Here is a 13,556-nt window from a genome sequence, read left to right as displayed (position 1 = left end):
GGGTATTTCCGCTGAAGGAGGTGTGCCGGAGACCGGCACGGGGTCCGGCCAGGGGGAAGGCTTTCCGCACATTCCAACAGAGAAGTGCCCGTTCTGAGGAAGACGAGAACAGGCTTGGCTCGCCGGTCCCTGCGGTGCGCCCGACCTCGTGGTAGTGCTAGGCGAGCGCACAGGTGACGGGGATGCTCGCGTCCTCGGTGGCCGGGGCTAGGGTGCAGTGCCAGGGGACAGGGTTCGAGACGGAGGTGGAAGACTTTTAGATTTCTACCTTGCGTTTTCGTCCACTTTGTGGTTTTATAAGCCTCAGCAGAGAAATAGGCGACGTAGAGCATATGGAAGACACTGAAAACATGAGGGGTGATTTCGTCCACCTAGCGAGGATCGCGCTTTCTGACCGCCCCCAGGACGTGCAGACCTTCCTTCGTCGCATCGCCAAGCGCACCGGCGACCCTTCGCTATCGGCAGCCCTTGTCGATCTGCTGCGCAAACGCCCCACTCGCTCATCACCTCTGCGCCGCACGGCGGAGATACCGCTGCCGGTTGATACCGACTCCCGGTTCCAGCTCCTGCGGGTGGAGGAGCGCCCGGAGTTGCCGCACGAGCCGATTTATACAGAGAAGGTACGCGAGACGCTGACGCGCCTAATCAAGGAGCGCCGCAATGTTGAGGCCCTGATCGACGCGGGGCTCGAGCCGACGAGAACGATCCTGTTCACAGGCCCGCCGGGCGTCGGGAAGACGCTTGCCGCGAAATGGCTCGCGCGTGAGTTGGAGCGTCCCCTGCTGATCCTGGACCTATCCGCTGTGATGAGCAGTTATCTCGGACGCACGGGCTCGAATCTTCGCCACGTCCTTGATTACGCAAAATCGATCGACGGCGTACTGCTCCTCGACGAGCTGGATGCGATTGCGAAGCGGCGCGATGATACAGGAGAGATCGGCGAGCTGAAGCGCCTGGTTACAGTTCTTCTGCAACAACTCGACGACTGGCCATCGACGGGGCTCCTGATCGCCGCCACCAACCATGCCGAGTTGCTGGACCCGGCGGTCTGGCGTCGCTTCGAAGAGCTGGTCGAGTTCGAGTTGCCGGGACGTGAGGCGGCGAGCGCCTTCATCAGGGCGCTGCTGCATCGCACAGCGCCGCAGGCCGAGGACTGGTCAGATGTGCTTTCGTTGGTGCTGGCCCGGCAGTCCTTCAGCGATATCGAGCGCATGGTGAACAGCGCCCGGCGGTCGGCGGCGCTCGACGGCAAGAGCCTCGGCGAGCACCTGTCTTCGCTCCTGACCATCGATAACTGCCCCAAACAGGATCGCATCGATCTTGCTGTTCAGCTCGTCCAGACCGGGCTTGCCTCACAACGCCGCGCCCATGAGCTGACCGGAGTGGCGCGCGATACGATCCGCGAGCGTCTGAAAGGCACCGCGGCCGAGAAGTCGGAGTAAGCCGCCATGCCTAAGCAAAATTTTCTCCTCGGCCGTGGTGAGCGTTTGACGGAGGACGTGACGGTCCGGTCGGGCGGTGGTCCGAAACAAGCGCCCTATACCTTCAGCGAAGCGCGGACCCGCCTCACGCCGATGCTGGGCCAAGCAGTAAAGGAAGTGGATGCTCTGCCTGCCGACGCCTGCCCGCGCGATCAGGTTGTGCTCTCCCTCACGCTGAACCCGGAATACATTGCCAAATCCTACTTCCCAGCCGAACTGCTGCGCGACGTCGGGGTCGAGGTCGTGGGCAGCCGCCCAAAGAAGGTCAAACCGGAAAAGCGCTCGCGCGACCGGGAACCGACGGAGACCATAACCACGGAGCTGTTCGCGCGCGGAACGCGCAGCGCGTTCCGCAGGTGGAGCCAGACGCTGCCGGACTGGTCGCCTACGCGGCGCAGTGCCGATGATCTGGTCTCGATCGAGGAGATCGCCGCTCCCGCCCCTCACATGAAAATCAAGGGTACACTGCCGGAGGAAGGCGTGCTGCCGATGGAGATCGTGCTCCATGCGGGCGAGCTGGAGGGCGAAGTGGATGCGCTCGAGGAGTTCGGCCGCTTCCTCGAAGCGCGGGAGTTGCCCCGGAATTTCGGCCGCCGTTTCTACGCACAGGGGCTCTGCTTCATCGAGCTCGATGCCCCAAGCGAGCGCGCCGAAGAGATCGCGACCTTCTCGACCGTGCGGGCGCTGCGGAAGATGCCCGAGCTGCGGATGCTGCGGCCGACGATCCGCTCCTCCGGAATCCCGAGCACGCGGCCGACGCTGCCAACTGAACCGGCAGTGTCCGAGGGAACGCGGGTGGCGATCTTTGACGGCGGCGTGCCGGAAGGCCATCCGCTGACCGAATGGGTCACACCCTACGAGGTGGAAGGCATGTTGCCCGCAACAGCGGAACTGCATGAACATGGCGTCGCGGTCACCTCGGCTGCCCTGTTCGGCCATATCGACCCGAAGAAGCCGATTCCCAGACCCTTTGCCGCGATTGACCATTACCGGGTGCTCGATGAAGACCCGCATCAGGACCCGCACGAGCTCTATGAGGTGCTCGAGCGCATAGAAGGCGTCCTCGCGAGTCAGGAGTACGATTTCGTCAACCTGAGCATCGGGCCGTGCCTCCCGATCGAAGACGATGACGTACACGCCTGGACTGCGGTGCTCGATGACCGCCTTGCGCGCACCTCTACCTTGGCAGCGGTCGCGGTCGGCAACGATGGAGAGAGCGACTCAGCAACCGGCCTCGACCGGGTCCAGGTGCCTTCCGACTGCGTAAACGCCTTGGCCGTCGGCGCGTGCGACACGACCGAGAACGATTGGCAGCGAGCGCCCTACAGCTCGGTCGGACCGGGCCGGAGTCCGGGGCTCATCAAACCTGATCTGGTGAGCTTCGGCGGGTCGGTCGCGCGTCCGTTCGTGGTGCTGAGCCACGAGCTCGATCCGAAGCTGACGACGACTGGCGGTACGTCATTCGCCACGCCGAGCGTTGTGCGCATGGCGAGTGGTGTGCGGGCGCATTTCGGGGCGAATCTCAACCACCTAGCAATCCGCGCCTTGCTCGTCCATACGGCTGAAGTGAGTGAGATCGACTCTCGCGAGGTAGGCTGGGGACGCTGTGCCCAGGACTTGAACGAGATCGTGCTCTGCGCGGATGACGAGGTGCGCGTCGTCTATCAGGGGGAGATTTCTCCGGCAAAGTATATTCGCGCCTCAATTCCGGTGCCTCCCGTCGAGATCAACGGCATGGTCAATTTGAAGGCGACCATCTGCTACAAGTGCCAGACCGATCCGCATCATCCGGGGAACTATACGCGCGCCGGCCTTGAGGTTACCTTCCGGCCACACATTGAGCGTTTCGCGCGTGAGGGCCAGCTTCACCCAGACAGCAAGTCCTTTTTCGGATCGTCGCCTACGGGCGCGACCGAGGATGAGTTGCGGCGCGACGCTTGGAAGTGGGAGAACTGCCTGCACGCGAGCAGGCGGATGCAGGGCCGTTCCCTCCAAAACCCGGTGTTCGACATCCATTACAACTCGCGGCTTGAGGGCCGCAATTTCGCGCCCGGCCAGAAGTTGCCCTATGCCCTCGTGGTGAGTGTGCAGGCCAAGGGCGTCGCGGACCTCTACGATCAGATCGTGCGGAAATACGCGGCCCGGCTCGAGCCACTGCGTCCGGTCCTCGAGGTGCCGGTGCGGACCTGAGTCATCCCCTCTCGGGTAGGCGGAATGCACCAGTTCCTTCTACAGACAGAAGGGACCCGTCCCCGATCCAACGCTCCCGCGCACCAGTGAGAGCTGGCGACTGATCTTGCGCAACGGATGGAAGCCGAATGGCCGAGACCGCCACCGGCGGGCTCGGTTCGCGACAGCCCGGGCCTCCTACGTCCGTTGGAGGGCGCGACAAAATACAAAGTCACTCGCCTTCGCTCTGGCGACGAATGACACCCTGCTGTTCGTGGGCTTCCAACAACAGTTGAACATATTCCCGCGTGCTGGTTGTCACATGTCCTAAGTCAGGCCATGCAAAAGGAGCACTCATACACGTTGCGCTGATTTCCAGCTCCGCACCGAGCAATTCGGCAACCGAAAGCGCTGCCTCGGGCTCCTTGGAATCAGGCCAAAGGTCTTCATCCAGCACAATGTATGCATCGCCTTCGTCATCGACGAAAATCTCTGCCAACAGCGCACCAAGTCGCTCTGCGGGTGTCGCCGCGTCTTCAAGCAAAGCAGTGCGCAAGAGCATGGTAATGCTCTTTACGTTGAGCGTCAGTGTGGGCCGTGAGTCCACCACTATGATCGTGGGCTCAGGCCGCTGCCGTGCCATAGGCTGTGGAACAGGTTTTGGGTCCACTTCGGAGCCTTCCAACCAAGCGGGCGTAGAAAAGATGTCGATGGGAGATGCGCCGCAGCCAGGGCAGTGCCAAAGGTTCTCCGCAAGCCGTGCACCCGTGATCTTGCCGTCGCAATGTAGGCAAAACCATTCGGCAGACCGCTCTCCGAACAGTGGATGTAGCACGACCCCTTCGGCATCAGGTTTGGTGGAACGTCTTGGCCAGTCGGAAGAAATCCCTGCACGCACCTTGGTCGCTTCCTCATCTGCGATCACTAGTGCTGCGTCCAGGAAATCGCGTTTGCGTACAGGGCTGGTGTCAGAATGCGGTTCTTCGATCTCAACAATCGGCTGCGAGAACAGTGCTTCGCCAACAAGGATGCGCCATCCGTTGCCTTCCATGCGTATGTCACCGAACAATTCAAAAACCCGATACGGGTGATCGCCGATCTTTCCCTGTCTGATCGGCTCGTAGACTGGACGGGAGAAGCTCTTGTCGATGAACCTTTCTTGTTCACCCGCGCCTGGATGAGACTGACGAACAAACGCCTCGGCCTGCGCCAGTTGCTCTGTACTCGGGAGCCAGCCCTGCTTAGCTTTAGCTGCCAGTTGCGTCCAATGCGCAAACTTCAGCTCAGCCGCAATCGCATTGAGTGCTTCGTGTTGCGGAATCCGGTTTGCCCGCGCATACCGCTTTCCGAGTGTCTTGAGTGTGTCGATTTCGTTCTTCTTAGTCATGATCCATTTCCAAATGGGATCTGACTAGGTGTCCGCTACTAACCAGATCCCACGATTGGGCTGGAATCTTATAATTGAAGGAAAGTGCTGCGTAGCTTTGCGTGGCGGACACACCGGCATGCACTGAATGCCAACACAATCGTGCAAGATTCTGCAAGCGTCGTCAAGCCTTTGCCGAAAGTAGTCTTGCGCAGCACTTTAAGTCTGTGGCGCACCAACGAGCGGAGGGCTTAATCTTCACGGGTGATGGGGCCGCAGGCCGCGACACAGGCAAGGGAAAGTCAGCGGATCAGGGTAGCAAAAGATTAGATCGGACGGACAGCAAAGGTCACACTGCGGTAAATTCCCGGCGGCGAACCTTCAAGAGTGCAGCCGCCTACCAATCCGCGTACCTATGGCGTCCTGAAACTCTTGATTTGAAATGAAGCCGTATTGCTTTCCTTGATGGCCTATGAAGTTTATTGCGTATGGCGATAATCTTCTAAAAAGGTCGGTTCCCTGCCGGTATATCCTAAGTTCGTATCGGCTTTCGCCAACCCGTGATATAGCGGCAAGGTCGCCCTCGCGCGCAACGCCGGTGTAGCGATATGGGCCAGTTCCAAGCCGAAAATCGAGATTGTTCTCCGCCTCGAACGTAACCCGAATTTCTTCCTCTCTTCCAATGTCAACAAAGTTCATTTGGATGAGACAAGAGTAAGTCCGCTTATGGCCCCGCTCGTTGAGGATCGTTAGAGCCGGAAAAAAGTCGTAGCAGTCGCGGCTAAGCCAGAAATACTGTGTTCCCCTACCGGCTATGGAGCCCGGAACGGCATTGATCCGGGCTGTATCTGCATGCCCGAGCCGGAGGATCATGGTGACCTCGTCCGTCTCATCGAGAACAATCGCGCCTGCCTCCTCATCATATAGGAGCTGCCATGCTGGGGCCGTTCTATCGGTCAAGGTCGGCTGGTACATATCCCAACGCTGCGCGAGCATGCTAGTGACCATCTCATCCCAGCAGAATCCTAGGTTATGCGTTGTGGGTCGGTCGAGCAGCACGGCCATTTCGACATTTTGTGCCATGCCAGGTCCCGTGAAGTTCCCGCTGGTGACAACGACCATTTGGCCCTCGTTCGTCTTCGACCCGTAACTCTTGGCATGCATAAGCCGCTTGCGGTTGACGATGTGGACCTCGGCTCCACAGTCCAATAGCTCGGCGACAACCTGCTTGCTGCTCAGGTTCTGCCTTGTACTGCCGCCGAAGATCGCCACGACCTTCCCACCCCTTTCGATGTGGTGCCGGAACACGGGATAGAAGCGAACGCCCCCGTTATAGTTTGCGAAACCCGACATCAGGTACAGAGTGCCTTCGCCAACCGGCTGCTCCCTGAGCCAGACGCGCTCTAGGATTGAAACCAACCCCTTGCTTTGGCCGGTCGCATAAACATTCGGATGAAGCGTCAGCTCGTTCATTTGTTTCGCAGCACGATGAGAGTTTCAGCGGCGACGGCATTGCTCATGTGGTAGCCGTAGCGATGATAAGTTTGCAGGGGCATCAGCTCTTCAACACTCCAGCCCTCGGCTGCGGCAAGGCTCGCTAGATGCGACGGTGTATCAATGTCCCAGCGGATGCCGCCGAGGGTCGTGTGGTTGTGACCCACGATCAGCCCGAACGGGGCGCGGCGGTTCATAACCCTCTTGACGGCTTTGAAGCTGCCTTTCATGGAGGCGAAATACCGATACAACAGCATCGGCACGGCCTGGCGCCGAAATCCGTCATCTTGGCCAAGCGCATGCTGGAGGCGCAGACAATAATTGGCCTGCTCCTCGGGAAGATTGTCCTGGTTGTTTTCCAGTTGTGCAGGCAGTGCCCGTCGAGCGTTCCCGCGCAGCTCGCGGCTGCCAATAAGCTCAGCCTCCAGGCTCAAAATCTGCTCGGGCTCGACCAGTTTCAGCCATACAAGTGACAGCCGTTGCGTGTCGATGTAGGGAAGCGCCATCGCATAAGGCGGGCTGGTGATGGCGGCGTCAAACCGACCGCCCACGGCTTTGATTGAAAGCTGGCCCACATCGCAGAGCAAAGCTTTGCCTACGGGGAGCGAGGTTCCCAAGACCGCCTGTGCAGCCTCGATCCGTTCCAGCGTCTGGAAAGTTGCGGCGAGAAGCGCCTCGCTGAACGGCGTTTCGGGCAGAGGCGACTTTCGCCGTCTGATGCGGAGGTCGTTCGGGTCCTGCTGCGAATAATCACGCAAAAGGTTACTGGCTATGACTAGGAAGACCGGCGCGAGGTCTCCCGCGATCTCTTCGATTTTCAACCGGATGCCTTCGAGTTCAGCCAGAACGTCATCATCGAACCAGGACTGAAGGTATGCAGCACGGGGACCAGTGTCCTTGATCACCTTCCAGCGCTTGGTGCGCTTCAGCGAGGCAGAGAGCCGGGATTCCACTGCCCGGAAGGCCGCCACCGGCGTGACGAGTGCTTGAAGCTTCGCCTGTGCGATATAGACGGCCAGCGGATTGATGTCGGTGCCGTAGCCTATCGCGCGAGAGTGCGCGCACTCGACCAATGTGGTTCCACTGCCACAGAACGGATCAAGGACCCGCTGACCGGGCGAGACTTCAAAGATGTTGAGTAGCGCCCTGACGACCTGCGGATTGAATTTCCCCTTGTACTCGTGAAGTCCATGAACAGAGTACCTTGTCGCTTGCCTATTTTTTCCGAGGCGAGCAGCATCTTCGAGACGGGCCTGAGTTGTCTCCACAGCTCCGTGCCCGTTGATCGCCTGCGAGAAGTACGTGAGCCGCGCCGCGCTTTCGCAATCAACCGGATCAAGAATTTCGATGCCCTCGGGCACCTCGCGCAGCTTCACTCCATCGAATAAAGCGGAGATTTCACGGGCCGCAAGATCCCGCTCGTAGGGATAGTAGCGATAGTTGTGCCACGTTAAACGGATCATGCCGCATCCCTCCGCAGCACAAGCACCGTCTCCTTCTTTATGTTGGCATGTGAAAGATTAAAGGACTTCCGGTTTGCCGACAGGACTCTGTCTTTGAGGAACACGGGTACAAATCCTGTGGCGAGTCCGGCGTTCTCAATAATCTTGGCGTTATCGACAATTTTGCCGTGAATGCGGGAGCGGCCCACGACGAAACAGGCATACCCGCCCGGCACGACGACTTGCTCAAGCAGAGCGAACGTTTTTCGCATCTGGTCCACAAAATGATCTGCCGTATGGTGGTTTTTCTTGAAGAAATGGGCGCGCGCGCCGATTTCCTTTTCCTTGACCGCAATAGGATCGAAGCCCAGCCACCACATACGATATTTATGGTAAAGCCAGTACTCGTAGGCGTTCGGGTATGGCGGCGAGGTGATGACGAGGCCAACTGGCTCTCCGACATCAGCAGCATTGACCTGTAATGTGTCCGCCTCAATCACAGTTGATGGCGACAGCGCGTAAGTGCGAGAATGAAGAACGTAAGCAAGGCGATCAACCGCGCGGCTGAACATCGGAAACACTTCGTCTGCCGTGGTATTCTTCGCAATGGCGGCATAACGAGTGTCGCTCTCCTGGTTTGAAACCCTGACGATAATGCTAGAGAGAGCTAGTCGCAGAATGTCTCTGGCCTCAGGAGCGGCAGTGGCAATCGCCTCGGTCAGGCAAGCGAGGCGGGCCTGAATATCCTTGCGGAACCAATGGTCCAAATTGGGAATGGCCGGGATTTCCGGATCGCGGACGCTATCCGCCGCTGAAAGAACCTTGCGCGCAGCTTCCTCCAGAGTCTCCGGTGCGGTGGAGACTTTCACCCTGCTCATCAGACAAGCGATGGGGTTGAGGTCTATCCCAACAGATCGGAAGCCGCGCCTCTGGCTTTCCACCAGTGTCGTGCCGCTGCCGCAGAACGGATCAAGGACAGCCGTTCCTGGCTGGACCGGCAGACATTCGAGAACCGCCCGTGGCAACTCTGCAACGAACTTCGCTGGGTAAGGGTGAACTCCCTCGATTTCGCTGTGCGCGATCCTGTTAGGGAAGTCCCAATCCACCGAAGATAATGCTTTATGCTCAGGCCGGGAGGGTAGGTCAAAGTCTGCTGATGGAGAGAAGTCGTCAGCAAGTGGTTCGAGGCAGTCGGTCATGAGCTGCGCCCTTCTGTTTTTTGGTTATAGGTGCGCACCAGAGGAAGCGACTCCTGTGTAATTGCCTGCTCCTGTTGATGTAGGAAGTCCATGACAGCACGACGGGCTACCTGTGCAACAGGCATGTCATCCCGGCCCGCCACTGCGAGCAGTTGGGAATATGCGCGATCATCGAGATTGATGGTCACGCGGGCGGTCTTCGTGCGTCCTCTTGGCCTAGCCATGCCCACAGTTTAGTGCTGCAAAAAACTGTTCGTAAAGGGACTTCGGCTCTGGGGGCCCCAGATGCTGTGGACAGTTTCTTGGCCAGGGAGAAGCCGTGGTTAGCAGCAAAGAGAGGAGCCGTGCAGCGAGGCAGATGCAGGAGGGCTCAGTGGCTCCCTTCAGGCGCTGATCCAAGGGGGCGCGAGCCCTGGCCGTGGTCCATCTTCGGCAAGATGGCGGCATCCAATCCGCGCAGGGTTGGTCGATGGGAGGTCCAGTGAGGGAGAGTGAAGTCTCCTTACTGGTCAGGGTTCCAAGGGGCTCGAAGGCTCTTGGTCGATGGGATGGGTCCAGGGTAAGGGTAGCGCGAAAGCTCCCCTCCCTGGTCTCGATGAAGTCGTCTCCATGAAATGGTCAGGGGTCTTGGGGGCAGGAACGCCCTCAAGTCGATGGGTGCAGGGAGAAGCGAAGTCTCCCTGCGAGTGGTCAACCGGCGATACGGTTGATGGCTCTGGAACGGGGTCGATCCCCTGAAAGAGCCAAGGCCGGGGGATGCAACGGGGGTGCGCAGCGGCCCCCTTGCCAAGTGTGTGTTGTACTACAACACACATCTTGCGTCTGCTAGATAACGGCCATCCAGATGCGACGGCATGATGCTTAGCGTGACGCCTTCTTTGCCGTCTCTGGCTCCAGCATGATTTCGAGGTAACGCTCGATGAACTCTTCGGTGGTTAGCATGCCAGCGAACTCTCCGGCGATGCCATCTGCATCCTGTGCCATCTTCGCAGCCCGCTCGTAGGCTGTCTTCGAAAGCGTGATCGTTAGTTCGATTTCGTCGTCCATCATCTTCACTCCGACGAGCGTGGCACTCGTTGTAATGCAACATCGTACTGAGACTGCCGATCTAGCGAAGGCGCGTCCACGGCAAACACATCATGCAGCGTCGGCATTATCATCGCGCCAGAAAATCCGAACGGTTCCCGTCTCAGAACGTACATATGGCTGAACAGGAAATCGCGGATCATGATGAGTATGTCCTGGCTGCCGACCGGCAGGCAGACACCTTGTCGGCTCAGTGCATTCGCCTCCGAGTACGTCGTCTTTCCATGTTCTGGACCGTTCTCATCGGGAAGAAAGTACCTCTCGCGCGCAACCCCGTAGTCCAGCCCTTCTCCTGGGCCGATGGACAATATTACGGGCGCGCTTTCCACTTCCGGCTGCTTCCCAATCGGAGCAACCGCGATCCCCATTGCCGGTCTGCCCGGCTGGCTGAGAGCCGCAGAAGAATCGAAGTGCCTTTCGCGTAGAACGCGAAGCACATAGTCGCCTTCAAGGGCGGCCCAGAGCCCCGCATACCCAAAGACATCTCCGACGAAGTGCTTCATCGCCAGTCCCAGCTCTTCTTCGGGCGGCGTTACCATCTGAACTTTAAGGAACTCGACGCAGGCGTTCAGGAATGTTGCGCCGCGCATACGCTTGCCCTTGCGTAGTCTTTGGATGTTTTTCAAGGTCGAGTCGTAAGTCACGTTATTCGACAAGTATTTCCCGATTTCATTCGCAAGGGTGACATCCCCCACCTTGTGTTTCGAGCGATAGTCAAGGATCGCGCGTCTGATCCGCTCGACCTGATGGTCCTCAAACCTCCGGACGAAATCCATGAAGTGTCCAGTCACTGTCCAAGCGCGGGCGGTACGGGATCACCTAAATTTCCTCTCATCGCGCGAGGCGATCATAGCCCTTAGCCGAATTCTGGAAAGGGTCTCGCCGCGACGAACAAGGAGATCGCGATGAACAGCAACGCTTACAGCCACGGTTACAAAACCGGCGTCAACGGCGGCAAGGTCAACACGAACGGCATGCCGTCCCAGCAGAAGCAAAGCACCGATGCCGGTGTGAACGCGGGCAACGCAGCGCGCGGCAAGAAGTAAGCCGCGCGGCCCCTGGCGGGGCGATCCGTTGTCCCGCCCTCCCAGTCAGCAGACGCCAACCAGTTTGAGGACGAAGGTGATCCCATGCGCACAAATCCACGAGGGGGCGCGTACTACGACATCTGTCCGTACTGCCGCCTCTCGCCCATCGACTACCTGATTTACCCGCGTCGCTTTCCATGCCGCGTTTGCCGGAATGGGAAGCTCCGGCCTGACGAGGTGAACCAGCTTCTTTGCAGGGGTGTTCACAGTGGCCCGCGCTTCTAACCAAAAGAGAGGATCGCCGACCGGCAGCCTGCTTGTCGGCGTGTCCTTCTTCGCTCTGGCGAGCTACTGGCCCGAGCTAACAGGCGCGCGGCCCGACGCCGCCGAGCAATTCTATCTCGGCTTCTTCCAGTTCATCGGTGCAATGGCTTCGCTCGGCGGGCTGGCCGGGTATTACAAGTCATGGCGGCAGCGCGAGAAGCGCAAGCAGGCCGAAACCGCCTCGGGCGTGTTTGGCTCCGCCGCCTTCGCGACGCTCGACGATTGCGCGCGGGCGGGCCTGCTCGATCCGCGCGGGCTTTACCTCGGGCTGCTCGATGGGCAGCCGCTCTTTTACAGCGGCAAGGCGCATTTGCTGACCGTTGCTCCCGCCCGCCAGGGCAAGGGGATCAATGTCGTCATCCCGAACCTGCTGCATTTCCAGGGGTCAGTCTTCGTTACCGATCCCAAGGGAGAACTTGCGGCGGTAACGGCGGCGCACCGCGCCGAGCGATTTGGCCAGAAGGTCTACGTCCTCAATCCCTGGGGCTTGCACGGTCTGCCCCAGCACCGCTGCAATCCCTTGCAGCCGCTGATCGAAGCGGCGAACGATCCGGCGCTTCTTCGCGGCATCTCCGATGAAGCCAAGGCGATTGCGCTGCAACTGCTGCCCGAGCCGGAAGATTCGCGGAACCGCTATTTCCGGGAAGGCGCGCGGACCATCCTGCGCGCGGTGATGCTGCACCTTGCGACGCGCGGCATGCCGGAACATTGCACCCTGCCGGAGATGTGGCGGGTGCTGTCCAGCACGAGCCGCGTCGAAGCCGCTGTTCGCCGGATGGTCGAGTCTGACGCGCTGTTCGGAATGGTTGCCGATGTGGGGCAAGACCTCGCCAACCAGATCGACGACAACCCGGAGCAGTTTGCCGACTTCCGACAGGGTGCGTTGCAGACGCTCGACATCTTCGATCCGATCGGCTGGCTTGGTGATGCTGTCAGCGGCGCGGATGTGGACTTCAAGGCGCTGAAGGAAGGCAAGGCCAGCATCTATGTCGTCGTCCCGCAGGACAGGATCGCAACGCACGGGGCCTGGCTCGGCCTTGTGACGCGGCAAGCGATCACGGCGGTCGCCCGGTCGTCGGGCAAGAGCGAAGTGCTGTTTCTGCTGGATGAGTTTGCGAACATGGGCAGGCTCTCGGGCCTTGCAGAGAGCCTGACGGCGCTGCCCGGACTCGGCGTGCGCGTTTGGGCATTTGTCCAGGAACTGTCCGAGCTTATCCGGCTGTATGGTCCACATACTGCCCGAACGGTGCTTTCGCAGGCTGAAGTGAAGCAGTTCTTCGCGGTGCAGGACGACCAGCTTGCCAGGACGCTCTCGGCGGCGCTCGGCCAACGCACGGTGAAGACCCGCAACTTCAATCTCGGGCGCTTCGATGACGATGAGATAGGCGAAAGCCTGAGCGAAACCGGCAGGCCCCTCATGTCAGCCGACGAAATCCGGCTGATGGGCGCAGATGAGCAGCTTCTGCTGATCAAGGCGGCGCTGCCCGTCCGGGCGCAGAGGCTTCCGGTGTGGTTCGTGTGGCCCTGGGCAACATGGCTCGCGCCGAACCCCGTCGAAGGAGACTATCCGCTGACCCTGCCGTGCTTGGAACTGAACTACCGCGAAAGGAGCGGGAGCCGTGAGTGAGTTTGATGTTGAAGTCATTGGCGCGGGATCACCCCGCAAGCCTGACGGAGCGCGCAAGCGGACGTTCAGGGCGGCCCGTCGCCTCGCGCAGGCGCTGTTATTGCGCCCTCGCATTCTGGTGCTGAGTGGATCGGCGGCTTTCGTCCTGGTCGGCGGAACGCCGCATGTCGGCTGGGACTACCAGTGCCGTCATCCGATGACGCCGGGGCAGCCCTGCCGGTCGGTGGATTACTGCGCTTACTACGGAGTCCAGGGACGGCGGATCGTGTTCCCGGAGGACGGTGAGACCTGCCGGGTCGTCAACTTCCTGCGGATCGACTGGCAACGGATCGTGTGAGGA

Annotated in this window: 12 protein-coding genes; 5 read left to right on the top strand and 7 right to left on the bottom strand. The window is 59.9% G+C overall.

The window, feature by feature from the left end:
• Window positions 1-332: 332 nt before the first annotated feature.
• Entirely contained in the window at window positions 333-1,442 is a 1,110-nt protein-coding gene (locus GNP00_RS14765) for an AAA family ATPase (protein WP_011583103.1), read from the top strand.
• Between the two features lie 6 nt (window positions 1,443-1,448).
• A complete protein-coding gene (locus GNP00_RS14760) occupies window positions 1,449-3,671 on the top strand; it encodes a S8 family peptidase (RefSeq protein WP_011583104.1) in 2,223 nt (740 codons plus the stop codon).
• A gap of 211 nt (window positions 3,672-3,882) precedes the next feature.
• On the opposite strand, the gene GNP00_RS14755 is transcribed toward GNP00_RS14760, so the two are convergent.
• The 7 genes from GNP00_RS14755 to GNP00_RS14725 all read right to left on the bottom strand — a co-directional run bounded on the left by GNP00_RS14755 (window position 3,883) and on the right by GNP00_RS14725 (window position 11,013).
• Entirely contained in the window at window positions 3,883-5,037 is a 1,155-nt protein-coding gene (locus tag GNP00_RS14755) for a P-loop NTPase family protein (protein ID WP_011583105.1), read from the bottom strand.
• Window positions 5,038-5,397: 360 nt separating this feature from the next.
• Window positions 5,398-6,489: a phospholipase D-like domain-containing protein gene (locus tag GNP00_RS14750; protein ID WP_011583106.1), complete on the bottom strand. Its 1,092-nt coding sequence runs from the start codon at window positions 6,487-6,489 to the stop codon at window positions 5,398-5,400.
• Window positions 6,486-7,886: a TRM11 family SAM-dependent methyltransferase gene (locus GNP00_RS14745; protein WP_343034291.1), complete on the bottom strand. Its 1,401-nt coding sequence runs from the start codon at window positions 7,884-7,886 to the stop codon at window positions 6,486-6,488. Before GNP00_RS14745 ends, GNP00_RS14750 begins: the two co-directional genes overlap by 4 nt.
• 83 nt (window positions 7,887-7,969) lie before the next feature.
• Complete coding sequence (locus tag GNP00_RS14740; protein WP_011583108.1) at window positions 7,970-9,151, bottom strand: DNA methyltransferase; 1,182 nt, start codon at window positions 9,149-9,151, stop codon at window positions 7,970-7,972.
• Entirely contained in the window at window positions 9,148-9,339 is a 192-nt protein-coding gene (locus GNP00_RS14735; RefSeq protein WP_157038135.1) for a hypothetical protein, read from the bottom strand. The genes GNP00_RS14740 and GNP00_RS14735 overlap by 4 nt, the downstream gene beginning before the upstream one ends.
• A 673-nt stretch (window positions 9,340-10,012) precedes the next feature.
• Entirely contained in the window at window positions 10,013-10,201 is a 189-nt protein-coding gene (locus GNP00_RS14730; protein WP_041544913.1) for a hypothetical protein, read from the bottom strand.
• Window positions 10,202-10,203: 2 nt separating this feature from the next.
• The gene (locus GNP00_RS14725; protein ID WP_011583109.1) at window positions 10,204-11,013 is read right to left on the bottom strand and encodes a hypothetical protein; all 810 of its coding nucleotides are present in this window, start codon (window positions 11,011-11,013) and stop codon (window positions 10,204-10,206) included.
• Between the two features lie 129 nt (window positions 11,014-11,142).
• On the opposite strand from GNP00_RS14725, the gene GNP00_RS14720 reads away from it, so the two are divergent.
• From GNP00_RS14720 to GNP00_RS14710, 3 genes are all read left to right on the top strand, one after another.
• Entirely contained in the window at window positions 11,143-11,283 is a 141-nt protein-coding gene (locus tag GNP00_RS14720) for a hypothetical protein (protein ID WP_157038136.1), read from the top strand.
• Window positions 11,284-11,533: 250 nt separating this feature from the next.
• The gene (locus tag GNP00_RS14715; protein ID WP_166016125.1) at window positions 11,534-13,216 is read left to right on the top strand and encodes a type IV secretory system conjugative DNA transfer family protein; all 1,683 of its coding nucleotides are present in this window, start codon (window positions 11,534-11,536) and stop codon (window positions 13,214-13,216) included.
• On the top strand, window positions 13,209-13,553 hold the full coding sequence (locus tag GNP00_RS14710) for a hypothetical protein (protein ID WP_011583110.1): 345 nt from the start codon (window positions 13,209-13,211) through the stop codon (window positions 13,551-13,553). Before GNP00_RS14715 ends, GNP00_RS14710 begins: the two co-directional genes overlap by 8 nt.
• The last annotated feature ends 3 nt before the right edge of the window (window positions 13,554-13,556 follow it).

Origin of the sequence: Chelativorans multitrophicus (genome assembly GCF_011317445.1) — a bacterium.
Taxonomy (GTDB): Bacteria; Pseudomonadota; Alphaproteobacteria; order Rhizobiales; family Rhizobiaceae; genus Chelativorans; species Chelativorans multitrophicus.
This window is presented reverse-complemented; position numbering and strand designations above follow the sequence as displayed.

Bases quoted from the DNA above. Each gene is read 5' to 3' on its own strand.
- GNP00_RS14765 (WP_011583103.1), top strand. From the start codon at position 333: ATGGAAGACACTGAAAACATGAGGGGTGATTTCGTCCACCTAGCGAGG.
- GNP00_RS14725 (WP_011583109.1), bottom strand. From the start codon at position 11,013: ATGGATTTCGTCCGGAGGTTTGAGGACCATCAGGTCGAGCGGATCAGA.
- GNP00_RS14720 (WP_157038136.1), top strand. From the start codon at position 11,143: ATGAACAGCAACGCTTACAGCCACGGTTACAAAACCGGCGTCAACGGC.
- GNP00_RS14760 (WP_011583104.1), top strand. From the start codon at position 1,449: ATGCCTAAGCAAAATTTTCTCCTCGGCCGTGGTGAGCGTTTGACGGAG.
- GNP00_RS14755 (WP_011583105.1), bottom strand. From the start codon at position 5,037: ATGACTAAGAAGAACGAAATCGACACACTCAAGACACTCGGAAAGCGG.
- GNP00_RS14740 (WP_011583108.1), bottom strand. From the start codon at position 9,151: ATGACCGACTGCCTCGAACCACTTGCTGACGACTTCTCTCCATCAGCA.
- GNP00_RS14730 (WP_041544913.1), bottom strand. From the start codon at position 10,201: ATGATGGACGACGAAATCGAACTAACGATCACGCTTTCGAAGACAGCC.
- GNP00_RS14750 (WP_011583106.1), bottom strand. From the start codon at position 6,489: ATGAACGAGCTGACGCTTCATCCGAATGTTTATGCGACCGGCCAAAGC.